Annotated in this window: 21 protein-coding genes and 1 pseudogene; 9 read left to right on the top strand and 13 right to left on the bottom strand. The window is 35.2% G+C overall.

Going from position 1 to position 25,076, the window contains the following annotated elements; all coding sequences use genetic code 11:
* Positions 1 to 34: 34 nt before the first annotated feature.
* Positions 35 to 307, top strand: a pseudogene (locus tag AC4BC3_RS06475) (hypothetical protein); the annotation flags it as partial.
* A 923-nt stretch (positions 308 to 1,230) separates the two neighbouring features.
* Positions 1,231 to 2,658, top strand: coding sequence for an amino acid permease (locus AC4BC3_RS06470; RefSeq protein ID WP_206907950.1), 1,428 nt, complete (start codon positions 1,231 to 1,233; stop codon positions 2,656 to 2,658).
* A 64-nt stretch (positions 2,659 to 2,722) separates the two neighbouring features.
* Here AC4BC3_RS06470 and AC4BC3_RS06465 read toward each other — a convergent pair whose 3' ends face one another.
* Together AC4BC3_RS06465 and AC4BC3_RS06460 are read right to left on the bottom strand one after the other, a co-directional pair.
* Positions 2,723 to 3,016, bottom strand: a complete 294-nt coding sequence (locus AC4BC3_RS06465) for an rRNA processing protein (RefSeq protein ID WP_490466082.1) — start codon at positions 3,014 to 3,016, stop codon at positions 2,723 to 2,725.
* A 105-nt stretch (positions 3,017 to 3,121) separates the two neighbouring features.
* A complete protein-coding gene (locus AC4BC3_RS06460) occupies positions 3,122 to 4,153 on the bottom strand; it encodes a Gfo/Idh/MocA family oxidoreductase (RefSeq protein ID WP_206907947.1) in 1,032 nt (343 codons plus the stop codon).
* A 201-nt stretch (positions 4,154 to 4,354) separates the two neighbouring features.
* Between AC4BC3_RS06460 and AC4BC3_RS06455 the strand changes: the two genes are divergently transcribed.
* Entirely contained in the window at positions 4,355 to 5,227 is an 873-nt protein-coding gene (locus AC4BC3_RS06455; RefSeq protein WP_490466081.1) for a MurR/RpiR family transcriptional regulator, read from the top strand.
* Between the two features lie 44 nt (positions 5,228 to 5,271).
* Here the strand turns inward: AC4BC3_RS06455 and AC4BC3_RS06450 are convergent, their stop codons facing one another.
* Together AC4BC3_RS06450 and AC4BC3_RS06445 are read right to left on the bottom strand one after the other, a co-directional pair.
* Entirely contained in the window at positions 5,272 to 6,216 is a 945-nt protein-coding gene (locus AC4BC3_RS06450) for an L-lactate dehydrogenase (RefSeq protein ID WP_206907943.1), read from the bottom strand.
* 159 nt (positions 6,217 to 6,375) lie between these two features.
* Positions 6,376 to 7,422: a beta-N-acetylhexosaminidase gene (locus AC4BC3_RS06445; RefSeq protein ID WP_490466080.1), complete on the bottom strand. Its 1,047-nt coding sequence runs from the start codon at positions 7,420 to 7,422 to the stop codon at positions 6,376 to 6,378.
* Positions 7,423 to 7,622: 200 nt separating this feature from the next.
* Between AC4BC3_RS06445 and AC4BC3_RS06440 the strand changes: the two genes are divergently transcribed.
* A complete protein-coding gene (locus AC4BC3_RS06440) occupies positions 7,623 to 8,672 on the top strand; it encodes an AI-2E family transporter (RefSeq protein ID WP_206907939.1) in 1,050 nt (349 codons plus the stop codon).
* A gap of 395 nt (positions 8,673 to 9,067) precedes the next feature.
* Here the strand turns inward: AC4BC3_RS06440 and AC4BC3_RS06435 are convergent, their stop codons facing one another.
* The 6 genes from AC4BC3_RS06435 to ptcA all read right to left on the bottom strand — a co-directional run bounded on the left by AC4BC3_RS06435 (position 9,068) and on the right by ptcA (position 15,782).
* The gene (locus AC4BC3_RS06435) at positions 9,068 to 10,024 is read right to left on the bottom strand and encodes a Gfo/Idh/MocA family protein (RefSeq protein WP_490466079.1); all 957 of its coding nucleotides are present in this window, start codon (positions 10,022 to 10,024) and stop codon (positions 9,068 to 9,070) included.
* A 213-nt stretch (positions 10,025 to 10,237) separates the two neighbouring features.
* A complete protein-coding gene (locus AC4BC3_RS06430) occupies positions 10,238 to 11,035 on the bottom strand; it encodes a MurR/RpiR family transcriptional regulator (RefSeq protein WP_206907936.1) in 798 nt (265 codons plus the stop codon).
* A gap of 7 nt (positions 11,036 to 11,042) precedes the next feature.
* Positions 11,043 to 12,143 carry an agmatine deiminase gene (aguA, locus tag AC4BC3_RS06425; protein ID WP_490466078.1) on the bottom strand — a complete coding sequence of 367 codons (1,101 nt, stop codon included), beginning with the start codon at positions 12,141 to 12,143 and terminating at the stop codon, positions 11,043 to 11,045.
* 116 nt (positions 12,144 to 12,259) lie between these two features.
* Positions 12,260 to 13,357, bottom strand: coding sequence for an agmatine deiminase (gene aguA, locus AC4BC3_RS06420; protein ID WP_490466077.1), 1,098 nt, complete (start codon positions 13,355 to 13,357; stop codon positions 12,260 to 12,262).
* The gene (locus AC4BC3_RS06415) at positions 13,344 to 14,729 is read right to left on the bottom strand and encodes an APC family permease (RefSeq protein ID WP_490467296.1); all 1,386 of its coding nucleotides are present in this window, start codon (positions 14,727 to 14,729) and stop codon (positions 13,344 to 13,346) included. Before AC4BC3_RS06415 ends, aguA (AC4BC3_RS06420) begins: the two co-directional genes overlap by 14 nt.
* A gap of 18 nt (positions 14,730 to 14,747) precedes the next feature.
* A complete protein-coding gene (gene ptcA, locus AC4BC3_RS06410) occupies positions 14,748 to 15,782 on the bottom strand; it encodes a putrescine carbamoyltransferase (RefSeq protein WP_490466076.1) in 1,035 nt (344 codons plus the stop codon).
* A gap of 273 nt (positions 15,783 to 16,055) precedes the next feature.
* Between ptcA and AC4BC3_RS06405 the strand changes: the two genes are divergently transcribed.
* Positions 16,056 to 16,715 (top strand): GntR family transcriptional regulator, encoded by a 660-nt coding sequence (locus tag AC4BC3_RS06405; protein WP_206907930.1) that lies wholly within the window; start codon positions 16,056 to 16,058, stop codon positions 16,713 to 16,715.
* Between the two features lie 114 nt (positions 16,716 to 16,829).
* Here the strand turns inward: AC4BC3_RS06405 and AC4BC3_RS06400 are convergent, their stop codons facing one another.
* Genes AC4BC3_RS06400 through AC4BC3_RS06390 form a run of 3 tightly spaced genes read right to left on the bottom strand, consistent with a single transcriptional unit; the run spans position 16,830 to position 21,465 of the window.
* Complete coding sequence (locus tag AC4BC3_RS06400; RefSeq protein ID WP_490466075.1) at positions 16,830 to 18,143, bottom strand: PTS sugar transporter subunit IIC; 1,314 nt, start codon at positions 18,141 to 18,143, stop codon at positions 16,830 to 16,832.
* Between the two features lie 15 nt (positions 18,144 to 18,158).
* Positions 18,159 to 20,504 carry a cellulase N-terminal Ig-like domain-containing protein gene (locus AC4BC3_RS06395; protein WP_490466074.1) on the bottom strand — a complete coding sequence of 782 codons (2,346 nt, stop codon included), beginning with the start codon at positions 20,502 to 20,504 and terminating at the stop codon, positions 18,159 to 18,161.
* Entirely contained in the window at positions 20,485 to 21,465 is a 981-nt protein-coding gene (locus tag AC4BC3_RS06390; protein ID WP_490466073.1) for an ROK family protein, read from the bottom strand. Before AC4BC3_RS06390 ends, AC4BC3_RS06395 begins: the two co-directional genes overlap by 20 nt.
* 187 nt (positions 21,466 to 21,652) lie before the next feature.
* On the opposite strand from AC4BC3_RS06390, the gene AC4BC3_RS06385 reads away from it, so the two are divergent.
* From AC4BC3_RS06385 to AC4BC3_RS06370, 4 genes are read left to right on the top strand one after another with little or no spacing between them, the layout of a single operon-like run.
* On the top strand, positions 21,653 to 22,711 hold the full coding sequence (locus AC4BC3_RS06385) for a LacI family DNA-binding transcriptional regulator (protein ID WP_490466072.1): 1,059 nt from the start codon (positions 21,653 to 21,655) through the stop codon (positions 22,709 to 22,711).
* 1 nt (position 22,712) lies between these two features.
* Complete coding sequence (locus AC4BC3_RS06380; protein WP_490466071.1) at positions 22,713 to 23,591, top strand: HAD family hydrolase; 879 nt, start codon at positions 22,713 to 22,715, stop codon at positions 23,589 to 23,591.
* Positions 23,536 to 24,639 carry an SIS domain-containing protein gene (locus AC4BC3_RS06375; RefSeq protein ID WP_490466070.1) on the top strand — a complete coding sequence of 368 codons (1,104 nt, stop codon included), beginning with the start codon at positions 23,536 to 23,538 and terminating at the stop codon, positions 24,637 to 24,639. Before AC4BC3_RS06380 ends, AC4BC3_RS06375 begins: the two co-directional genes overlap by 56 nt.
* 29 nt (positions 24,640 to 24,668) lie before the next feature.
* A complete protein-coding gene (locus tag AC4BC3_RS06370) occupies positions 24,669 to 25,031 on the top strand; it encodes a DUF2200 domain-containing protein (RefSeq protein WP_490466069.1) in 363 nt (120 codons plus the stop codon).
* Positions 25,032 to 25,076: the final 45 nt, after the last annotated feature.

Genomic DNA, 25,076 nt, shown 5'->3' with positions numbered 1-25,076 from the left:
ATTCGAAAAACAAAATATTTATAAACCAATAAAGATAAGAGGTACCATTTTTGCGGAAAATTCATTCATTACTAAATTATCTAATTATGGGATAAAGTTATTAACTGTCACTCCAGAAAAGCAAACAGCTTATTCACCAACTCTAGTTTTATCGACAGTCACAGCGTTAGCAAAAAGTATCTTATATTTTTTCCATGAAACAACAAGTATGTTGAAACATAAAAAGCAAAAAAAGCAGCTATTTTTAGTACTTGGAGCTGCAGGCGTAATTTATTTCTTACCTGTAATCACGCAGCTTTTTCATCAATTGGTAGCTACTTTAAAAAAAGATTTAATTTTATTAGACATTTCAGAGGAATCATTGATCTATGATTCCTCTGAAATGATTGTTTATTGCTCAAAAAAATTGATAAAGGTTCAAATTTAGATATTATTTATATGTTAAATGTGTTTTACAACTTTATAAATAAATTCACTATTATACAAAGCGTTTTAATCTATTTATGAGCTACTTGTGAACTACGTAGAGCGAATCTTGTGTTTATCTTACGAATAAATGTCAATATTAGCTACGAATTCCCGTGATTTGAGTGGATTTTCCAGAAAAATATTTAGTTCCAAGCTAATTTACCTTTACGGATGAATAATTGTTACAAAAAAATAATTTTTGCTGTATTTTGCGTATAAAAAGATAAAGAACATCAATCGATACGAATAATGACTTAATTGGTAAGAAAGAGAGGTACAATAGAGAGAACTTATTTTTAAATTTATTTTAGTTTACATAATATATATTATACAAAGTAGATTGTGAGAATATGAGCCACTCTCTTAATCAAATATTTGCTGTTTTGGTATCAATTTTAGCAATTCATTACAGATGCAACATTTAAAAATTATTTTGCATGAATTTTTATATTATTTCTGATATTTACACAACTACTAAAAATAATTTTGTATTGTAATCTTGTTTCTATAAAAGAATTACTTTTTATTTTATAGGGTTAATCTTGTTGTGTATATTGTCACTTTACTTAATGCTGAAAAAACTTTTGATTTCATCTAAATTTTTGATAAATATTTTTGAGATTATTCTTACCAATAGTTACTAGAGTTTGTTAGTTTTAAACTATTTGTGTTCTTTCGCTATATTTTAAGTGAAACACCGATTGTCTTTCATATTATTTTCAGAAAAATAAGATTATAATACTTGCTGGAGGTTATGTTTGTATGGAAGAAAAGAAAAATTTTATTTCGTGGCCCGTGTTGGCATTGATGTCTTTTGTTACGGTTATTGGATTTGATGACATTATTTATAATTTTGCTAATCAAGGCATGGGTGTTATTACTTCATGGGTTATTTTGTTAGCACTATACGTTGTTCCCTATTCATTGATGGTTGGTCAGTTAGGGTCTGTCTTTAATCATGAAGGTGGCGGTTTGAGTTCATGGGTTCGTGGTACAAGTGGTGATAAGTTGGGCTATTTTACAGCATGGACTTACTGGGCTGCTTCAATCCCCTACGTTGTTGATACGGCAAACGCAGTGGTAGTTGGTTTTGGTTGGTTGATCAACGGAGATGATTCAATGGAAGACAAGATGTCTAATTCGTTATTTGCTTTATTGACATTTGTCATTTTTTTGACATTTATCTTCTTGCAAAGACATTTTAAGAAATCTTTAGAAGTTCTAAGTACAATTGGTGGTGGTGCTATGTTCGTGATGACGATTCTATTCGTTATTATGACTTTCACTTCCCTTTTTATGCCAAATGGACATATTGAAACACAACCAATGAATATTAAAACAATTTTACCAAAATTCGATTTACATTATTTAACAACAATCGGGTTACTGATTTATGCAATTAATGGAGCAGAATTAGTTGCACCTTTTGTTACTCGAATGCGTAAACCGAAGAAAGAATTTCCTAAAGCAATGATTATGTTAACTGTTATGACCATTTTCTTGACCGTTTTCGGTTCCTTTTCGTTGGGTGTATTCTTTGATGCGCACCACCTACCTAATAATCTGAAGATGAATGGTTCTTATTATGCTTTTCAACGTTTGGGTGAATTTTTCCACTTGGGAAATAGTCTGATGTATATTTTTGCGGTGACACAAATCATTTATATGTGTGCTCTTCTTGCTGTTTTGCTTGATGCTATGACAAGGATGCTTATCTCAGATACAGGAAAAGAATTCATGCCTAAAAAATTAACGAAATTAAATGAAGACGGGCTACCAATTAATGGTTATATTTTGACGACTTCATTAAGTGCCTTTATTCTACTACTAGGTGTTTTCTTACCGGAAATGAATGATATTTTTAATTGGTTGTTAAATTTGAACGGAATTATCTCTCCAGGTGTGACTTGTTGGATTTTCTTTGCCTTTATCAAAATCCGTTTAAATAGTCAAAAATACCAATCAGATTACGTGTTTATCAAAAATGATCGATTTGCTGTTACTGTTGGTGTCTGGTGTTTTGCTGTCACCATGATTGCCACTCTTTTTGGTGTTTTACCACAGGATGCAGCTTTTGGTTCATCACTTTTTTGGCATGAATTAATCATCAACATTGTTGGGATTGTTGTTTTGATTGGTTTAGGGTTCGTTATGCCCTATTTAGCAAAACGCGAGAGAAATCAAATTTAATTATTAGCGTAAGAAACGAAGAAAAAAGACAAGGCGCTCGATTTTAGTCCTTGTCTTTTTTCGTTTATTTAGAATGATTATCTTTGGATGTCAATTCTTCAAATTTTTCTTTTACGTCGGCTATGACCTCTTCAACTGCTTCTTCGAGTTTGTTTGGTTCCTCTTTTGTGTCATCTTCAACAGCATTTGATCCGGATAACGCAACGTTTTTTTCTTCTCCAGAGTTGGTGCCAGATAATGCTTCTTGTTTATTTTCTGTTTCGCCAGAATTAGTACCAGCTAAAGCTACTTCATCATCTGTTTTTGGTGCCATTGAACCTCTTAGTCGTTTTCCTTTTTCTCCATCATAATTAGTCATAGATTTGTCCCTCCAGAAAGTTCTCATGTTTTCTTATTTATCTTACCTAAGAATAAAAGGACTGTCAAAAAGGATCACTTTCATTTTGATTTTGGGATAAAGCTGTTATACTTTCTCTTCGTTTTCTTGGATAGAACGGATACCTTCTTCTAAAATCTGCATTTGTAAAATAGTTTCTTCATCTTTAACGATTTTTTCTTCACCGTTGATTAATGTCTCGTAAATACCTGCATATACACGGCTATAATCGCCTATCTCTGAAATAACCTTTTCTTCATGATAAACATTATTGTCATCCATGTAGGTTAAAACACCATAATGTTCCGGCAAATCTATCCCAAAATCAGCGTTGTCTGGCATATAGAACATTTTCAAATGTTCTTCTTGACGATCCTTCGTTTGTTTGACAAACATTCCTTTTTTCCCATAGACAGTAAAGCTAGGACGTTCTTTGATTCTGAAATAACTTGATTTTACTGAGATTTTCATTGATCCGTAGAAAAAATCCAGATCAAAATAATCATTCATCCGACCTTTTCCTAACAGTTGGCGAACATCATAATGAATATCATCGGGTTCACCAAAGTAAGAAAGAACCTGATCGACCGTGTGGCAAGCATGCCCATAAAGATAGCTGTTTGCTGTAGAAAAAGTAGTAGCGTTTTCGGGGATTTCTGGTCGGAAATAGTCATAATGCATTTCAATTTCTAAAATATCTCCTAACTTGCCGCTTTCAATTACCTTTTGTACAGTCAAAAAATCTGAATCAAAACGTCTATTCTGATAGCACTGAATAAATAGACCTTTTTCTTTAGCCAAAGAAAAGAGCTCTTTTGCCTCTTTTGAAGTTTCTGCAAAAGGTTTTTCAACTAAAACATTTTTGCCATGCTCTAATGCGAGTTTTCCATACTCATAATGAAATTGACTAGGCGTAGTGATAACGACTAACTGAATCTCAGAATCGTTCCATAATTCATCTAGCTCTGCAGTGTATTCGATATCATCAAAAGTTTCCCAAACGGGTTCACTTGGCGAGTAGATTTTTTTGATTCTGATTTTGTCTGATAGTTTTCTAGAAAAAGGTAAATGATAACGATTTGTACTCTTCCCATTTCCTAGATAAGCAATTGTTAACATAAATAATCCTCCTATATAGTTGATACGCCAAGTATACTGAAAACTGTGTTTAAAGTCTCAGTACACACGCATTTTGGTAAAAATGTCCTAATTTCAGCTAAAAATTAACCTTTTTTTGAAAAAAAGTACCAATTTATGATAATCAGTAGCCAACATTGCCGTTTGTTAGTAAGATGATAGAGACGTTAGGAGGTTGGAGGCATGTTGATTGAAGATAAATTAACCAAACAAGAGACATTTACTACTACAGAAAAACGGATTGCAGATTATATCCGATTAAATTTTGAAGAAGCTGTGTATTTAACAATTGAGGAACTGGCAAAAGCTACATATACATCTCACTCAGCGATCATTCGTTTATGTAAAAAAATGGGTTACACTGGATTTAAAGAATTTCGATTTGAATTAGGACGTGAAGTCCATCAATTAGTTGCTCAGTTCAATCATGTGATTGATCCAAATTTTCCATTTTCACATGAAGATAATGCGCAATTGATTGCGAAAAAAATGGCAGATCTTACTGTTCAAACGATAAAAAAAGCACAATTGCAAATTGAGGGACAAGAATTGGATAGGATAGCTACAATGCTGAATCGAGCAAATAGAATTTTTTTATTTGCAAAAGGTGACTCACAGATTACTGCAAGGAAATTTCAAAATAAGTTAGTCAAGCTCAATAAATTTTTGATCCTTGCTGAAGAGTACAGTGATTCTTCATGGAATGCTGCTAACCTGATGAAAAACGATTGTGCAATCTTTATCAGCTATAGTGGTCGAATTCATCATTACGAACGGATTCTCACTTACTTGAATCATGTTGGTACCCCTTCTTTACTTATTACAGGAAACGAACATTCTGAAATGGCTAAAAAAGCCTCAATGAGTTTAGTCGTTTCTCAAGATGAATATGATTTTGCAAAGGTTGCTACTTTTTCCTCGCAGATTGCATTTGATTATGTATTGAATACCCTATATTCAGTTATGTACGCACAGGACTTTCAAAAAAATGTAATGAATCTTAAAGATAAACAAGAGCTTCTACAAAAAGGGCTCTTGAAAGAATACCATAATTAAAAAAAGGAAGAGTGATTGCTCTTCCTTCATGCCGTTTTTTACAATTATTCGACAGTACTTAATACTTCTTTTAATTCAGATACAGACTGATTAAACAATCGTTGTTCTTCGTCAGTGATAGCCAACTCAACAATTTCACGAACTCCATTTTCATCTACGATAGCTGGTACTCCAGTAAAAATATTTTTTTGTCCATATTGTCCTGCCAAATAAGCCGAAATTGGTAATACTGCTTGTTCATTATTCAAAATTGCTTTTACAATTCGTGTAGTGCTCATCCCGATTCCATAGTAGGTCGCTTTTTTGCGATCAATGATTTCATAAGCAGCATTCTTAACTTTTTCGGCAATAATTGTTAGATCATCTTTAGTTAATCTGTGATCTACTTCAACGATTTCAAGAATGGGTTTCCCGCCTACCGTTGTATGTGACCAAGCAGCAACTTCTGAATCCCCATGTTCTCCCATAACATAACCATGAACACTTCTTGGATCAATCTCCAATTTTAATGCAATTTCTTTTCTAAAACGTGTTGTATCTAATGTTGTTCCAGTACCAACCACGCGGTTATGTGGTAATCCTGAGGCTTGCCAAGCAATATAAGTCAAAATGTCAACAGGATTTGAAGCAATTACAAGAACACCATCAAATCCAGACTCCATAATTTGTCTCACAATGTCACGCATGATACTTGCATTTGTTTGAACTAAATCTAAACGAGATTGCCCTGGTTTTTGGTTGATTCCCGCAGTGATTACTACTAGATTAGCATCTGCACATTCTGTATAGTCACCAGATTTAACTGCAATATTTTCTTCTCCCCATGCCATACCATCAAGTAAATCAAGCGCTTCTCCTTCAGCTTTTTCTTGGTTAACATCAATCAACACTAATTCGTTGGTGATACCTTGATTGATCATGGCATAGGCTATACTTGTTCCAACAAATCCAGTACCTACAATCACAACTTTTCTACTTGTTTTCATCATATATAATCGTCCCTTTTCATATTTTATTTTCTTTTCATGAAAATTATATGATGATATTTTACATTTGTTAAGATGATATTTTTTATAGTTTCTATAAAAAAAAGTTATAAATGGAATTGCAGAATCTGTTTGTCCTGTGTTATTTTGATGGCAAATAAATTACCTCAAAGAGTAATTCTCAAGAACGGCTTGTTGAGCCTTCAAAGGTTCTTTGATTTTCTCCATAACCTCTTCTTCCGTCAGAGCATTTGGATAGTCACACCAGATGGCAAAATAAGTTCCAGTCACTTTAGTTAGTTGTTCTCGTGTAATGTGTTGGTTGCCAGAAAAAATCATTGGATTCCACTCGTTTTTTATTTTATCTTCAGTGGGATAACGGTAGCCAGCCCCTTCTCCTAACACAAAATAAAAATAATTATCATTGAAATTCAATACTTGATGACCTTCATTGAAAAAAGTTTGGACATCTGCCATTTGCTCACTGTAATTTGTCCAATAAGTGATTTGGATCGTTTTTTTCAGTGTGCTCTTCATTCTTTGGTTCTTTTTGTAAACACCATCATTCCAAATACGGGCAGTTTTGCCAGCTGACTCAATCAAGTCAGCTAGATCGTTGATATAATCAATAAATAAGTCATAAGCTCTGCTGGCATCTTGATAAATTTCTTCTGCTTTTCTTGTTAATTGAGGATAACGGGCCAATTCATCAAAACTAATATACTCGTCTGCTCCTAAGTGGAAATAACGAGAATCAGGAAATAGTTCTAAATATTCTGTGATAATTTCTTTGACTTTGTTGATTGCTTGTTGGTTTGTAATATCTATGGCTCGATTTGCAGGAAATACATCTGAATCTTCCCCTAAACGTTCTATCTGCCATTCTGGATAGATGCTAAGTAAACGTTTCAAGTGTCCGGGGCTATCGAACTCCGGAATAATTTCAATCCCAATTTTTTTAGCATAAGCAATTAATTCTTTGATTTCTACTTTTGTCAAAAAGTGAGTTGAAGTTAGTTCTGGCACAGTTTCACATTCAATTCGAAATCCTTCGTTGTCCGAAAAATGAAGCTGTAATGCATTCATTTTGAGCGATGACATGTAATCAAGTAAGTTTTTCAAAAAGCTTGATGAATAAAATTTGCGTCCAATGTCAATTGATACTCCTCTTTCTGGAGAAATTGATAAGGAATCTGTTAATTTTGCCATTTTATTTGCACCTCTGATTCATATATTTATATCTCTTTAGTAGTATGACACAACTCTTAAATATGTAAACCCTTTCTTTTTTGGATGTTACTAAGGAATTGATAAGAAAGTACCTAATCTTACTTTTAACAGTTTTCTTTTTAAGTTTGTTCATTCTATAATGAATTTGTTACGAGTATTTTTTTTAGGAGGTTGTGTGATTGTCTTTTTACCAACGGTTTTTGGCAAACGAAAAAATTCGTAGGTTGACTGTTTTACTTTCAGTTATCTTACTACTTTTTTTATCCAGAGCAATGATTACGACGGTTTTGCTCACATTTATCTTTACTTATTTAATGATTCACCTTGTTCAGATTATCCAACGTTTTATTAAGATTCCTACTGCTGCACTAACAGTAGTCATTTATTCAATAGTAGTTTATTTGATTTATCTGGCACTAACGAAGTATATTCCTGTTTTGATTCATCAGACTTTTGATATGGTTGGTTCAGTCATTCACTTCTATGAGCAGCAGCCAAAAGACGATAATCCACTATTAACGTATGTTCAGAATTATATTGAACGCAATGATTTTTTTGAACAATTACAAAATGGTGCATCAATTGCTATTGGCTATCTGCAAGACGTTGGGAAACTGGCTGTAGCATTTGCAATGTCCTTTATTTTGAGTTTCTTTTTTATGATTGAAAAGAAAAAAACGGTTCTTTTTTCTCGACTCTTTTTGAAAAGTGAATTTGCTTGGTTTTTTCAAGACATTTATTATTTCGCAGATAAATTTGTTAATACGTTTGGTTTAGTTTTAGAGGCGCAATTTGTGATTGCTATCTTAAATACTGTCATTACGACTATTGCTTTAGCTGCATTTGGATTCACTCAATTACCAAGCTTAGCAATCATGATTTTTATTTTGAGTTTGATTCCGGTAGCAGGTGTGATTATCTCTTGTATTCCATTATCGTTTATTGCCTATTCACAAGGGGGAATCAAAGATGTGGTTTATATTTTGGTCACGATCTTGATTGTCCACTTGATTGAGTCTTATGTGTTGAATCCTAAATTGATGTCTAGTAAAACAGAGTTACCGATTTTTTATACCTTCATCGTATTATTAGTAAGTGAACGCCTGTTTGGAGTCTGGGGATTAATTGTCGGTATTCCGATATTTACTTTCTTCTTAGATATTCTAAAAGTAAAAGAAATTCCACTGCATCTAAAAAAAGAACAGCGTGAAGTAATCAAAAAAGAGTAAAAAAAAAACATCCAAGTTTGGATGGTTTTTTTTTTACTCTTTTTTATGTCTACCATAAATAAATGACTACCTGTAGAAACAAGAATGTCCCCTAAAAGTAGATCATCTTCTTTATTGTAAAGCGTTTGTTTCTTAACATCGCTGCCAACAAAAATGGAAAATTCTGTTTTATCTAAGTTAATTGAATCTGTTACTTCTCCTGGGATAATGAACTTGATCAGGTGCATTTGCTTTTAAAATATCCAGCCAGACAGAAAGCTTCTCCTTGTAGGTCCCTTTGATTCTTTCAGTATTAGGATTAAGAGCCACGACTAAAAGTTTAGCATTCGGAAATTTTCTTTTTGATATGGATAGTTTTTATTTGCAGTGAAAAAATTTAATTAGATGATCAAATTTTAGGATTGCGTTGATGTTTTTGCCTGATCAATGATCCACATCACAGATTCACTATGCTTTAATCTTTTTTGCATGGAAACAAAATCTTTGTTTTGAATTAGTTGCTCAAACGTAACAAATTCTTGATACATTCTGTGCGGGTGACTATTCGCAGAGATCGTTTCTAAAAGTTGGTTATTTTGATAGATACCGAAAGAAGTTAGAACATTTGTAGGGCTGTCAACTATGATCGACCTAGTTTCACCTTGAATAACTGAGCGAACAGGTGCATCAGAATTCTTAGCTGCAATACAAACTGCTTGATATTCCTTATATTGCAAGACTAAAATTCCAGAAGTATCAATCTGGTTTTCCATATGAGGGAAGTAATGGACTCCCAGTGGCTTTCCTAATAGTCCCACAACAAAATGGATATTGTAAATATTAAGATCCATCAATGCTCCCCCGCCTTTTTGAGCATCAAAAACTGGAGCAATCTCTCCGTTTTTAAAAGCATCATATCGTGAAGAATATTGAGAATAATTGCATTCAATTAGCTTGATATCTCCTAATGAAGATAGTTTCTTCTTGATTTCCAAGTATTGGTTTGTAATTGCTTCAAGCAAGATTTTTTGTTTGCTTTCTGCCAACTGTTTTAGTTCTAAAAATTGTTGGTAATCAGTAGTAAATGGTTTTTCACAAATGACGTGCTTGCCAGCTAATAGTGCTTTTTTTGTAAAAGAGAAATGTAAATGATTAGGAACCGCAATATAAACGGCATCGATCGTATCCTCTCGTAAACATTGTTCGTAATCGGTAAAATAGTTCTTGATTCCATATATTTTTTTAAGTTCTCCTAATGTCTCTTTACTTCTTGTTGTTCCGACGATTGCTTCTAATTCGATTTGTGGTAAGTCTTTTGTAATTGTTAAAAAGTCTTGTACAATTTTTCCTGAACCAATTATTGCTAACTTCATATTGTTCACCCTTTTGTTTAAAATTCCCTTTCCTTGAACTGTTGTGACTCCATTCAACCATGAAAATGATTCTTTGGTAAGCGAGCGACTGAAAATTGGTAGTTTGTACCAAGAAAAGGTCTTTTTATCAAAAAAAACTGAAACTTTTTGCCAAAAAAGAAACTACCTATAGACACAAAGAACACATTGTTCTAAGCTCTAAAGGTAGTTGATTCAACGAAACACCAGATGATAGTCCTGTGGGTCGCAGCCTTCGATATATTGATAAAGCAACAGTTCCATCAAGGCAATCATTGAGATATGAGAAGTAAGATTTAGTTGATTCAGGTACAGTTCGTCCGTGAATAAGTAGAGATTGATATCACTTGTATTTTGCATCAGGTTATTATCGGCACCAGTGATCGATACAATAAAAGGATGTGACTGTTCTTTTAATTTTCTAATCAGAGTAATCAACTCGTTGTCCTCACCACGATAACTAAAAACAAAGACCAGGTCTTTTGATTCAGCTTGCTGCAAAGCAATTGTTCTTGTTTGCTGATCCTCTGGAAAGATGACAAAAAATCCCGCTGTAGTATAGAGATATTTGATATAACCCATAATTTCTTTACTCATTCCCTTAGCAAACAAAAAAATCTTTGGTTTTTCCTGCATAGTCAAAACAATTTTTTTAATCTTGTCACTATCCATTACACGAACGGATTCAATTAAATTTTTCAAGTATTCTTCCCGATAATCTTTTTGAGAAACTACAAATGGAGTTTGTTGAGGAACGTCATTTTTGGTTAATAAGGTATATTTGATAACTGTTGAAAATTCACTATAACCACTAAAGCCTATTTTTCTAACAAAACGTAAAAAAGTTGTGGTTGAAACAAAACATTCTTCAGAAACTTCTCTAATGCTTTTATTTTTAATTACATTTAAGTTTGAAATAACATAATCAAACAAAACTCGTTCATTTTTCGTAAGTTCTGCTAGATGGGAATTAACAATTTCATAGAAATCCATAATCATCCTACTTTCTATGTTTTGGTAGTGCCTGAGCAATGCAATGGATATTTCCGCCACCTAAAAGGATCTCTCGTGCAGGAACGCCAATGACTTCATATCCAGGATACAAGTCCTGCAGTATTCTATGAGCTTTTTGATCGTTATTGTCGTTAAATATAGGATAGATTATGCCTTGATTTGCCGTGTAATAACTAACGTAGCTAGCTGTTAAACGATCTCCGGGAAAGCGTGGAAGCATACCATTTACTGGATCAACTCCTAGACTTTCCTCTTCAGTAATGTACAGTGCTTGCGGTAAAGGCATTTTATGGATTTTTAATGTCCGTCCTTTGGCATCTGTTGCTTTCGATAAGTACATAAAAGCTTCTCTTACAATCTCATACATTGGGTCTTCTGGATCGTCACACCAATTAAGAACAATCTCGCCGGGACGAACGACATTCAATAAGTTATCGATATCGCCATTTGTTTCGTCTAAAAAGAAGCCATGTGGAAGCCAGATGATTTTTTGAGCTCCACAATATTCCAAAAGAATTTCCTCGATTTGTGTTTTCGTAAATTGTGGATTTCTTCCTTCAGATAATAGACATTCTTCAGTAGTAAAAATTGTTCCTTCTCCGTCACTATGAATGGAGCAACCTTCTAGTACAAAATTTGCGAGGGAATAATAATCTAATCGTTGCCAATTACATATTTTTTCTGCCAATAAATCATCTTGATCCCATGGAAAAAACAAACCATCTAACAGCCCGCCCCACGCATTGAATCGAAAGTCTACACCACGAAGATTTTTTAAAGTATCCATGACATAGACTGGTCCTGTATCTTTGATCCATGCATCATCGGAACTCATTTCTAAGACACGGATATTTTCATTAAGTAAGTGGCGAGCATTTTTGTATTGTCTCTTTGACACAAGCATTGTTACTGGTTCGAATTTTGCAATAGTTTGTGCAACTTCTACATAAGTAAGCTGAGCGGGCTTTGCACCATTCCGCCAATTATCAGTTCTTTCTGGCCAGATCATAAAGCATTCCTCATGAGGAACTGTTTCTGCCGGCAAATGAAAGCCATCTTGTTTAGGGGTACTGTGTTCTATTTTCATTTGGACAACTCCTCTTCTTCTGTTAGTATAGCAAAAAACGAGGATTCGAAACAAAAATGTTCGCGAACCCTCAAATCTTTGATTGAAAACCATTTAATTAATTATCCGTTTTTTAGTCAGTGGCTACTAGGTATTTGTTGAGTGATGCAGTGAATATTACCACCGCCTAGAAGAATTTCTCTTGCGGGAACTCCACTGATTGTACGATCTGGATATAACTTTTCTAAAAGTTTTTCTGCTTCATGATCCATCGAGTCACCAAACAATGGAAAGACGATTCCACCATTAGCTGTATAATAATTAACATAACTAGCAGCTAAACGGTCACCCTCTTCTCTCGGCAAAGTGCCTGCTACCGCATCAACACCTAAGCTTTCTTCTTTAGTAATCGTAATAGGTTTTGGTACATACATTTTATGAACGATCAACTTCCGCCCTTTTGCATCTGTTTCATTTTCTAAAATATTCAAGCATTCTTGAGAAATTTCGTACTGTGGATCAGTGGTATCATCTGTCCAAGCAAGAACCACTTCACCTGGTTTAACAAAATTAGCAATATTGTCGACGTGACCATTTGTTTCGTCTAGATAGATTCCACGTTTCAACCAAATAATTTTTTCAACAGCTAATTGCTCTTTTAAAACATGTTCAATTTGTTCCTTAGACAATTGAGGATTGCGCCCGTTTGAAAGTAGACACTCTTCTGTTGTTAATAAGGTACCCTCCCCATCGACGTGAATTGACCCACCTTCCAAGACGAAGCTATCTAGCCGATAACGATCTTTACGTTCAATTTCACAAATTTTTTGAGCAACTTGATCATCTTTATCCCATGGGAAATAAAGACCATCTTCTAATCCGCCCCATGCGTTGAATGACCAATCAACGCCACGGACTTCGCCGCTACTATTTTTGACGAATGTTGGGCCGCAGTCGCGCACCCAAGCATCATCACTAGCAATTTCAACTACCCTAATTTCTTCTGGTAGTAAATGACGTGCATTATTATATTGGTCAGGATTTGCTCCGACGGTTACGGGTTCGAAGGCAGCAATTGCTTTGGCTACTTCAACAAATGTTTGTTGCGCTGGCTTTCCACCATTGCGCCAATTATCAGAACGTTGGGGCCATAAAATATAAACGCCCTCATGGTTTTCAAATTCGCCAGGCATCCAAAACCCATCTTGTTTCGGGGTACTATCAATTGTTTTCATGAGAATGAACTCCTTTTTCTAACGTTTTTCCTGCGTGTTTTATCATTATTTCACCAATCAATGCTACAAGAATTGTACCTATTAATACCGGAATTTTTCCGGAAAACTCTTCGGGACTATTATCAAGTGGTACGACTGAGAAAATTAAAGTTAAGACTAGTAAAGTGAATGGAACATAGGTCATGATTCGAAGAAACCATGTTGGACCAGGCACCTTGAATGGTCGTGGTGTATCGGGATCTATTTTGCGTAGTTTTAAAAATGACGGGAACATCATGATATATGACAGTAATAATGCAACAACATTTAATGAAAAGAATGCCCAAAAGATGTTTTCGTTGGGAATCATTGGTGCTACGACAACAAGCAAGGTTGCAATGATTCCGTTAAGTAAAGAAGCACCGACAGGCATTTCATTTTTAGGATTTACACGTGCAAAAATTGCTGGCATATCTTTGTTCTTTGCTGCATATAGAGCAACATAATTCACTCCTAAAGACCACGAAATCAAATTGGCAGCTAAAGTATACATAAATAATAACCCAATAATCACTACAAATGGATTCAAACCACCGACTAATAAGATAAAGCTATCGATTAATCCACCTGACGCAGACAATTCTTCGGCAGGAACCGCTGCTCCCATACCAAAAGCTGCGAATAGATAAAAGAATGCAATAAGTATTCCGCCGTAAATAATTGATTGTGGGATCTGCTTTTTCGGATTATCCATGTCGCTTGCCATAGTGGTTACTACTTCAAATCCTAAAAAGTTAAATAGAATGACAGAAAGAAAACTTAGACTCTTAATATCCATTTTTGGAAGTAAGGCTGCTCCTGAAAAATCATTTGCTACACCTTTCGTTACTGCATGATAAATCCCTAGAACGCCTAGACAAATCATAATGGCAACTTTCGCAAAAGCAGCAAGATTTAAGATCCATTTACTGTCACTTACTGGATAACAACTAATAAAAGTAACAATCCAAATGAAGAGCAATTGGATGCCAATAGCTATGAACAAATTAAGCTGGATTTGAAAAATTTGTGAGAAGACTTCTTGAAAAAGAACAGCTAGACTTGCCATCCAAATAGGAAAATTGATCCAATAAAGCCATGCAACTCGTCCACCCCATCGGCGACCGAAAGCTTTTTTTACCCAATCGTAAATTCCACCATCACCTTCATAAGTGGTACCTAACTCTGCGGAAATTAATCCATAAGGTAAAAAGAATAGAATTAGTAGTAGCCCCCACCAAAAAAATTGTGAGGAGCCAATTGCTGCGGCGGGGGCAGCAGACTCTACTACCAAGATAACCACAACTGCCATGAGTACAGCGTCAAATAATCGGAACTTCTTTTTTTCCATTATCCTTGCTCCTTTCTAACTTTAATTTTTGCGTTCGTATTGTTTCGTTTGACGTAATAGACGCTCAAACTCACTATCGTATGTTGTTGCTACTGCTTCACTCGCATAGTTTAAGTATGGATTTAAGAAGTAAACCAATAAAGCCCGCATCGCTGTTAATCTGTTTTCGGCTTCGTCTAGTACAACTGAGCAAGGCGCATCCAATACTTCATCAGTTACCTCTTCACCACGAGTAGCTGGTAGACAATGCATAAATTTAGCGTGTGGCGCAGCTTTTTTCATTAAGTCTGCATTGACTTGATATTTTGGATAGAAAACATTCATTCGTTCTTCTTCGGATAATTCCGCTTCATACAAGCCATACCAAACATCCGTATAAACAAAGTCCGCATCTTTCATCGCAAGATCAGCATCGTCAGTAATTAATACGCTTCCTCCAGATATTTTTGCATTTGCTTCACCGATAGCCAATGTTTCTGGTTTGATTTGAAATCCTTTTGGGCCGAATTGAACAAAGTTCATACCCATTTTTGTTGCAATAAACATTAAAGAAACACAAACCTGTGTTGCATCTCCGACAAAAACAACTTTACAGTCACTCAATTTTTTGCCAACTGGTAGATGTTCTGTCATAGTGATAATGTCACCTAATTCTTGAGTTGGATGATTGTAATCACTCATACCATTGATTACAGGAATTGTTGCTGTCTTGGCTAATTCAACTACTGAGTCATGACGTTCTACCCGAGCCATCAAAATATCTACCAAACGAGATAAAACACGAGACGTATCTCCTAGACTTTCGTGTCCGCCTAATTGAATTTGTCCAGGTGCAAGGTATTGTGCGTGCCCGCCTAGTTGTGTCATAGCTGTTTCAAAGGATACACGTGTACGTGTAGAAGATTGCTCAAAAATCATTCCTAACGTTTTGTTTTTCAATAATGGAGGATAGTACCCATTCGCAATTGATTCTTTTAATTTTAATCCCAATTCAATCAAGTATTCTACTTCTTCTCTTGAATAATCATTTGTATCGATAAAGTCACGTTTTTGCATCTTGCATTCTCCTTCAGTTATTTATTGTTTGTCGTTTATACTCGAGTAATTCTTTTGACATTTTGAGCATACTAGTTTTTCTTATGAGTTGTAAGGGCTTTTCTAGTTTAAGAAAAGAATGGAAAACAAAAAGAACATGTTACATTTTGCGTAACATGTTACATGTCTTTTCTATAAAAGTAAGAGCAAATGGCTACTGATTACATAACATACTTTTCAATGGTTTTCTGCTATAATAAAACAGATATTGATGGTGGATTTGGAGGAATGAACATGATGGATAGCTTACAAAATCAAGCATACCAGGAAATTAGAAAACGAATTATTTTTTCAGATTTAGAACCAGGACGCAAAATTTCTGAAAAAAGTTTAGAAGACTTACTTGATATTGGTCGTACCCCTATTCGTGAATCTTTGATACAGCTACGTCAACAAGAACTTGTTTATACGATTCCTCAAAGTGGCACCTATATTTCAAAAATTGATCTGTCTTCTGCACAAAATGCGCGCTTTGTCCGCGAGCAACTCGAACAGCAAATCATGGTTGAATGTTGTACAAAACTAACGCCTGAAACACAACAACGATTACAAGAAATATTAAATTTACAACAAAAAAAAATTGAAGAACAAGATGCACGTGGATTTTTCTATGCGGATAATTTGTTCCATGAGACTTGTTTTGACATTGCCGAACGCAAAGAAGTTTGGAATTGGTTAGACAATCATAATACACATTTAGAGCGATTTCGTTGGTTGCGGGTAACGATTTCTGGGTTGCCTTGGGAAACTATCACGAACCAGCACCAGCAATTATTTGATGCACTGGTGGCTAAAAATCCTGAAGAAGTTCGTTTTTTGACGATTTTACATTTGCATATGATGCTGAATGAGCAAGAGTCAGTTGTAGAAAGATATCCAGAATATTTTGCATAAGCAGGAAAAAGAGCCAAAAGATTATAAATCATTGGCTCTTTTTCTAATAGTTTTGTCTACACTTACCTGTTTAAAAATCTTTTTATATTCTTGATAGCTGGTAATTCTCTTGAATTATAAATCCTCTTTAATCATTTTATTTGATAAAAGTACGAATGGTAAATAGACAAGAATTCCTAATAAAATAATCACAGCTTGTAAAAGCGAAGCACGGATATCACCTGCTGTTGCTAGGTAACCGGAAAGAATTGGCGGAGTTACCCATGGGATAGAAATATATGTTGGTTTGACCCATTCCCAACTTGTTGCTAAATAAGCTGAAACTGTCGCTACTATTGGTGTCAGACAAAATGGGACAGCATAAATTGGATTAAATACGATTGGTAAACCAAACATCATTGGTTCGCTAATATTAAAAATACTAGAAATGCCACCTAATTTTGCAATCATTCTTTCATCTTTTCGTTTAGATGCAATTAACACAGCGATTACTAAACAAATCATTGTGCCCCCTCCGCCCATATACACATAGGCATCAAGAAACGACTGAGTAACAATATTAGGGACTACATTTCCACTATTGATGGCATCAATATTTTGTTGTAAAGAAGTTAATAAAATAGGACCTGAAATTGCACCAAAAACGAATGAACCGTGAATACCAAAAATGAAGACAACTGTTGAAAGAAAAACATACAATAAAATACCAGACAATGATTGGAATCCGCCAACTAGTGGTGCTTGTAGCACTTCAATGACTAATTCAGGAACAGTTACTCCAGTTAAAGTCCTGATACCTGTTTCCAACAGTGCAAAAACAGTGATCGTCAATAATGCAGGAATAAGTAAATTAAATGACTTTGCGATTGCAGGGGGCACACTATCAGGCATTTTTATTTTCAATTTTTCGTTAGTAGATAATTTACATAAAAGAGTAATACCAAACAACGCAGCTAAAATACCTAGCAACATGGTTGAGGCGCTAGTATAAGTTTGTGTCAAAATACCATTGGCTTGAATTGATTCTCCATTGTTTCCTACAATAGTTAATGTATTGGGAATTAAGGTGATATAACAAGCTAAGGCAATGATTCCTTCAAGCGCTCCGTCATTTCCGTAAGAACGTGCTAAACGATAGCCAATCAAGAATGTGACCATAATTCCCAACATCCCGATCGTTCCGTTGTAACCTTGGACACAGAGCTCTGAAAGGAACGTTCTTCCAGGGATTTCTCGTAGTAAACCAGTTTCTTCAGCAAGCAAAACATTATTAATCAAAACAAAAAATGCGGAGGCAATTGTAATTGGAATCGTACTGGCAAAAGCATCTCGAATAGCAGCAATGTATCGATTGGTTGAAATTTTATTTGCATAAAGTGCAATTATTTCGCCGATTGTTTCTTTAGTTATTCCGGGATTTTTCAACATAGTCATTCTCCTTTTTTATATACTCAATGCATGAACGACGGACAACCACTTTCCTGCAAGTCCAACCCAAACTTCTTTATATGTGGCATTGTTAAATTGTGGCCAATAGGGAATATCTTGATTTTCAAAAGTCTGAATCCCAACTGGTAGTTCACCAATCATTTCACCTGAAGAAACAGTATACATCTGCGGATAGTTGTACCCTTCTCCATACATCATTGATTGTCCGAACGGATTTTTTCCAATGAGCCATTGAAGCTGTTTGAATCCAATATTCTTTAACTTATCATCTGTTAATAAATTTCCTATTATCGTTGCACTTTCACCCATTGATAGAAGCACAGCATTATTTCCACGGAAGGAAAACCACACAGGAAATTTTTTTAGATAAAGACCTGGTGCAATCTTTTGACCAGCTAATAGCTGCTCTTTAAATTCGACGCGCGCCTTTTCATCGACCAATAGGTGTTGACGATGAAATGATGCATCGTCGTCTTTCTCACTCATTTTATAAATCCCGCTGGCAATCATTGGATAAGGGGCTGTAGCACTCGCTAAATAGGTTAGATAGTCACCGTAATGTCTAGCGGCTATACGAATCTCACTTTGTAGATTTTTATTCACAACTTTGATTGCCTCTGAGAAAGCGTAGGCATAAAGATGCTCTCTTGCTTGATGATTAAAGTGTTGGATGATTTTTTTTTGTTCATCACGATAGAAAAATCCTTGTAAAAGTGTTCCATCGTCCAATGAAATACCTGTTTGTTCCTGACACATTAGTAATTTTGGAAGTAGCTTCTCTGTCTCAATAATAAAAAAGGATTTACCGGTCGCTTGATACATCAAACTATTGGTCCAGATTAACGTAGCTAAATATAAACTTTTTGAGGTGTTATACGTATGTTCCCAAAAAATTGGCTCATGATGAAACGGCGCTTGTTCAAAACCAATTTTTGCATCCTGATAGTCTTCTTCTAGAATAGAAGAAAGAACAGAATGTAATTCATGTTCTTTTGGTAACGTTACCAAAATTTTCGCTAAACAACCAACAATTAAAAAATTATCATAAGGGCTGTTATGTACTCGTCCAACTACGTCATCCATGTCTCCCAATTGATTATTTGTCCAACGTGTCACCCCCGCACTGGTAGCGCGAAATCCTTGGCCAAGTCGAGTTTTTAAAATAAAATCTATTCCCCAAGCCCCTTCTTCTCTTAGACGTTCTGCTAGCAAAGTATCTTGTGAATCTTGACTCGCGGCTGCTAAAAAAAGGGCTAAAGTAACTTCTGTCGTTTGAACTAATTGTTGAGAGAGGTCACCTGCATCATGCCAGCCACCATTAAAAATAATTTTTTTGCCTTCATGAGTAGCCAGTACATCTTGATGGCATGTGCCATGTATCCCACTGATTGGACATCCACACCGTTCACAAAAAATAAAGTTCAAACTTTTCCAAAGCGAGTTTTGTAACAATGAAATGAACTGATTTTTAATTGCGAAGGTCTTTGTACTCAGCTGCTCTACTTTTAAATGATAGGTTCCAGGAACTTGCCAATCTGTAAAATCAAGAATCCCAAATTGCCCTTGGTCATTAGTTATCAGTGATACAGTCTGACTGAAAACGACGGTGCTCGTATTTTCCTCAACTAAGTAAAAAGTCTTACCAGCGTATAGTGAAGAGATGATTGCTTCCTTTTGACCATTTGTTTGATAACCGATGTGCGAAAAAATAATTTTATCCTTATCGGCATGCCATCCTTTAGTTGAGAGAGAGTAATTACTTTTTTCCAAGATGAGTTCATCAATTGATACGTCCAATGTGCCGGGAAGATTCATATATGAACCATTGGAACCAATCGTAAAAGAAATCTCTTTAATGACATCTCTTGGCAAACTGCTAAAATCTAAAATATATTCTTTCGTTCCAGAGAAGAGGTTAATTACATGGTAACCTTCACGATCGTAACGATCAGGGATTTTTATCTTTCCATCGTTAACAAAATGGATTGTTAGTGTGGGATTGCTGATATTTTCACAATTATTAGTGATTGTCATTTTTAACTGTGAATAATCTTGCCAGTCAGCATTGACTGATAAACTTGCTCTTGTATATCCATAGTTCACGTAATCACCATCTTGTGGGTAATTCTCGGGCCAAGAATCATAACTAGGTTCAGCTGTTAAACGTATACCTTTCTCAGTTTGCGAGACTATTCCTCTACCTGATTTGTGCCAAGTACCATAAATTGGAATTTGCTTGGTTATTTTGACTTTTTTTTGTTGATTCTCTTCAAAAGTATCAAGTGTGTCTAGCGATAATGGTCGGTGGATTATTTGACTTTTAAGCACGTAATTTTGCACGTTTTTTCTCCTCCTGCTGTAGTTTATCAAATCCTCGAATTCCAGCACCAATTAAAGTAATTTGATTGATATCCAAAGAGGTTTGATGGATTCCTTTTTTTACAAAACGAATTGTTTTTTTATTTAAACGAGTGACAATTTGGTGGAAAAACAACTGATTATTCATCACTCCACCACCTAAAATAACTGCTTCTGTATCAGAAACGCGCACGAGATTCATGATAAGTTCGCTAATTCCCTGAACAGCTCTTTTAAGAACTTTTTCTGCTAAATCATCTCCTTTTTCTGCTGCTTCAAATATCTCTTGGGTATAGTAACGTTTTGGCATTTCTGCTCTAGCCAATAAAGATTCAGGGAAATCGGGCAACCACTCCTCGATTTGATGGCTCATCCCTAGCCCTGAAGCAAACGTTTCGACACAACCTACTCGACCACAGGCACATTTTCGCTTCATGTTCATATCAACTACCATATGCCCGACCTCCCCCGCATTAAAGCTGTTACCATGAATAAGACTTCCGTTTGTTACGATTCTGGCAGCAATTCCTGTTCCGACATTTAAATACACAAAGTTTTTTGTTTGCTTACCTATCCCCAAATAACTTTCTGCATAGGTTGCACTAGTTACATCATTGTTGATGATGCATGGTAAAGTAAAAAAATTTTCTAATTCCTTTGCTAACTCAATTGAATCTGAGTTTCCTGGAGAAAGCTCGAACCAGATACCACTATCCTCATCTACGCGCCCGACAATAGCTAAACTAATCCCGATTATCTTACCAACTAGTTTTGTATTAGTTAAGAAATCTTGAATAGCAAATTTAATTTGTGTTATAGCAGCCCGTTGAGATGATACATCTGAGGCATAATAGTTTGTGGCAAAGATGTGTCCTTGTTGATTGATTTCTCCAACAAGTAGTTTTGTTCCACCGAGATCTACAGCTAATACTGTTTCTTGCATTTTTCACACTCCTAAAAAAATGATAACGTTACCAAAAAAGAATAACTATTGAACCGCTTACAACGATTATGTTAACCGAACTATAAAACGCTGTCAATACTAAAAAATACAAATTGGTAACGTTATCAAAAAATGTTGTATTTTAGTTGTATATCCTTTATAGTTGTTTTGTAAAGGAGGTTTTCTCTTGAAGAAGAAAATTACAATCAAAGAAATTGCTCAACAAGCAGGTGTTTCGGTGACAACTGTTTCACGAGTAATTAACAACCATCCTTCTGTTAAAGAAGAAAAAAGAAAACTTGTTCAAAAAATAATTGATGAGCAAGAATTTCAACCAAGTATGCTCGCTCGTGGCATGGTATCAAGTGTGACTCGAAATTTAGCTGTTGTTGTACCAGATATCAATAATCCCTATTTCACTGCGTTGGTTTCTCATTTGGAGACAGCAAGTTATGAAGCTGGGTATTCTCTTTTATTGTTCAACACCATGGCTGCAGGTAAACAGAAAGCATTACCCACTACGCAACAAGAACAATCTGTTTTTCATACTATCCTTGAAAAACGAATTGATGGTGTCTTTATTCTTGGTGGCGAAATCGACAAGGATTATCCCTCTGACACTTACATTCAGGCGTTAACAAATTTAAATCAGCAAATACCCGTTGTAGTTATTGGTCAAAAAGATCCGATCTTTCCACTAACATTTATTGAACGAGATTTAGTTGCTGGAACAAAAGCTGCAGTTCAACACCTATTAGCTTTAGGTCATAAAAAGATTGGTTTTCTTGGTGGAGAATCAGGCATCAAAATTACTTCAGAACGTCTTGCAACCTTTAAAAAAACTATGAGCCTCTATGGGAAGTTTGATCCAGATTTTGTCTATCTAAGTGATTTTTACACGAAAGATGGTTATGAAAGTATGGAGTCTTTACTCTCGGCTGAAAAACAACCAAGTGCTGTTATCACCATTAATGATAAAGTTGCTATTGGTGCCATCCGAGCATTAACTGATCACGGATTGAATTGTCCAAAAGACCTAAAAATTGTTAGCTGTGATGCTTTCCCAGATGGTGAATATACTGTTCCTCGTTTGACAACCGTTGATCAAAAAAATGCGACACTAGCAGTTTCTGCAATGGAATCACTATTAGCTTTAATCAATGACAAACCACTTATAACTTTACACAAACATACACCTGAATTAATTATCAGAGAATCATGTGGTATACAAACAAAAGGAGAATAAAATGAAAAAGCACCTTATATTTATGGATATTGATGGTACTTTAGTTGATTCAGATTTAAAAATTTCTGAAAAAAATAAAAGTGTAATCAATCAGCTACTCACTATGGGACATATTATTTATGTTGCTACTGGAAGAAAACATTATGCTGCGAAAGAAATTGCTCAATTCCTAAGTCCAGATGTCCAAGTTGTGGCTTCTAATGGTTGTGTTTATGAGTATGAAGATCGTTTATTTTGTGAAAAAATCAATCCACAAGCAGCAGCTCAGCTTGTTGACTTAACTCATAATTCACAGGCGGCACTTTTTTTCTTTGGTAAAAGGAAAACTTTTTATACGAATCAACTACCAGAATATTTTAAAAAAGAAGATCAAGCTAGGCTAAGTTCTGGACAAGATTCTCAATTGTTTGGAATCGATTCGAAAACCGAACTAATAAAGGTTGCAGATGAGTTAGTCAACGCAATCGTGATTGCAGAAAACGATTATTCGATCTTAGAACCTTTGAAAAAGCAGCTTGCTACAATTGAACAGTTAACCCTTTCTTCTTCTCACGAAAATAATATTGAAGTTACGCCGTCTGGAATCAGTAAAGCCAGTGCAATTCAGGATTTACAAAAACGTTATCAAATTCCAAAAGAAAGAACCATTTCATTCGGAGACGGTAAAAACGATTTAGAAATGTTTTCAGCTTCTGGCATTAGCGTTGCAATGGCTAATGCATCCGAAGAAGTGAAAAAACATGCAACACATCAAACATTGACAAACAAACAATCAGGAATTGGCTACTTCCTGTCAAACTATTTTAATCTAAAGGAGAATAATCATGAAGGAACTGACCATGTGGAGTTACATCAACCAAGAACAGCCTATTTTACTTGAAGCTTTAGCAGCATATCCAAAAAATATAGATGCTGCTCTTTTTCAATTACAGGATTTTGATGATATCTTGATTTTAGGAACAGGATCCAGTATCAATGCAGCAATGAGTGCCCGTTGCTATCTTGAAAAGATGACCAAGAAAGCTGTTACGATTCAAGAACCATTTAATTTTCAACATTACGCACATAAGAATAATCATCCACAATTGGTTTTGGGTATTTCTCAAAGTGGTCAGAGCACCTCAACGATTGATGCATTGAATCATTTGAACAATCAATCTTTTAAAATTGGTGTGACAAGTATTCCCGATAGTGAAATAACGGAAGTAACTGATACTACTTTGGACATTTTATCGGGTAAAGAACGTGTGGGATATGTTTCTCTCGGCTTCACTGCTTCAGTTTTAGCATTAATGCTTTTAGGACTTCGTTTGGGCGTACGTTTAGGAATTGTAAGTGAAGAACAAGAGAAACAAGAGTTAGCTGAATTTAAACAATTGCTTGAGCAAATTGAGTTAACGATTAAATTAAGTCAATCATTTTTCGAAAAAAATGAGCAAAGTTTGCGTGAAAGCCAACGATTCATGTCTATTGCATACGGTCCAGCGCTTGGGACAGCTAAAGAAATGGAAACAAAGTTTTCAGAGACGATTCGAGTACCATCACAAGGACTTGATTTGGAAGCATTTATGCACGGACCCTATTTAGAAATGAGTGATACTTACCGTCTTTTCTTTTTAGATACGCCAGCTAAACCTATTATTCAAAAAAAAGCACAGCTATTGCGTACATACGAAGAAAAGGTGACTTCACACATTTTTGTTATCTCAATTAAAAATAAACAGACTCCTACTTTAGCTGAGCCCCATCGTCATTTACTACTTCCAGAGATTTCCGATGAAAACAAATGTCCTTTACTTTTGATTTTACCTTTTCAAGTGTTATGCTGGTTTATATCTAGAAGTAAGGGGATTGATATCACACAACGAATTTTTACGGATTTTTCACAAGCAGTAGAAAGTAAAACGACTGTTCAAGATTATGTGTGATTAGTTAGTCTCAATCAGGAGGAAAAAAGATGCCCAAACATCGAATTTACACAACTAGTTTTGCCAGTGTCTACCCCCACTATGTCACAAAAGCAACGAAGAAAGAGCGAACAAAAGCAGAAGTGGATCAAATTATCTTATGGTTAACTGGTTACACACAGGATGAATTAGAGCAGCAATTAGCTAAAGAAGCAACTTTTGAAACTTTTTTTGAAGAAGCACCCTTATTGAATCCCAAACGTTCACTGGTGACTGGCATGATTTGTGGTATTCGCGTGGAAGAAATGGAAGATTCGTTAATGAAAGAAATTCGCTACCTTGATAAATTGATCGATGAGTTAGCCAAAGGTAAAAAAATGGAAAAGATTTTGAGAAGTGAGCCTATACAATAAAGGCAGACAACGAAAGCCTTCAAGTTGTATTGAACTTTTACAACT

Source organism: Enterococcus sp. AAFC-DPL-6103, assembly GCF_058216595.1.
This window is presented reverse-complemented; position numbering and strand designations above follow the sequence as displayed.

Coding starts and splice junctions, on each gene's coding strand:
- AC4BC3_RS06460 (WP_206907947.1), bottom strand. CDS start 4,153: ATGTTAACAATTGCTTATCTAGGAAATGGGAAGAGTACAAATCGTTAT.
- AC4BC3_RS06400 (WP_490466075.1), bottom strand. CDS start 18,143: ATGTTGAAAAATCCCGGAATAACTAAAGAAACAATCGGCGAAATAATT.
- AC4BC3_RS06455 (WP_490466081.1), top strand. CDS start 4,355: ATGTTGATTGAAGATAAATTAACCAAACAAGAGACATTTACTACTACA.
- AC4BC3_RS06370 (WP_490466069.1), top strand. CDS start 24,669: ATGCCCAAACATCGAATTTACACAACTAGTTTTGCCAGTGTCTACCCC.
- AC4BC3_RS06450 (WP_206907943.1), bottom strand. CDS start 6,216: ATGATGAAAACAAGTAGAAAAGTTGTGATTGTAGGTACTGGATTTGTT.
- ptcA (WP_490466076.1), bottom strand. CDS start 15,782: ATGCAAAAACGTGACTTTATCGATACAAATGATTATTCAAGAGAAGAA.
- AC4BC3_RS06380 (WP_490466071.1), top strand. CDS start 22,713: ATGAAAAAGCACCTTATATTTATGGATATTGATGGTACTTTAGTTGAT.
- AC4BC3_RS06375 (WP_490466070.1), top strand. CDS start 23,536: ATGAAGGAACTGACCATGTGGAGTTACATCAACCAAGAACAGCCTATT.
- AC4BC3_RS06435 (WP_490466079.1), bottom strand. CDS start 10,024: ATGAAGTTAGCAATAATTGGTTCAGGAAAAATTGTACAAGACTTTTTA.
- AC4BC3_RS06405 (WP_206907930.1), top strand. CDS start 16,056: ATGATGGATAGCTTACAAAATCAAGCATACCAGGAAATTAGAAAACGA.
- AC4BC3_RS06430 (WP_206907936.1), bottom strand. CDS start 11,035: ATGGATTTCTATGAAATTGTTAATTCCCATCTAGCAGAACTTACGAAA.
- AC4BC3_RS06445 (WP_490466080.1), bottom strand. CDS start 7,422: ATGGCAAAATTAACAGATTCCTTATCAATTTCTCCAGAAAGAGGAGTA.
- AC4BC3_RS06465 (WP_490466082.1), bottom strand. CDS start 3,016: ATGACTAATTATGATGGAGAAAAAGGAAAACGACTAAGAGGTTCAATG.
- AC4BC3_RS06470 (WP_206907950.1), top strand. CDS start 1,231: ATGGAAGAAAAGAAAAATTTTATTTCGTGGCCCGTGTTGGCATTGATG.
- AC4BC3_RS06390 (WP_490466073.1), bottom strand. CDS start 21,465: ATGCAAGAAACAGTATTAGCTGTAGATCTCGGTGGAACAAAACTACTT.
- aguA (WP_490466077.1), bottom strand. CDS start 13,357: ATGAAAACAATTGATAGTACCCCGAAACAAGATGGGTTTTGGATGCCT.
- aguA (WP_490466078.1), bottom strand. CDS start 12,143: ATGAAAATAGAACACAGTACCCCTAAACAAGATGGCTTTCATTTGCCG.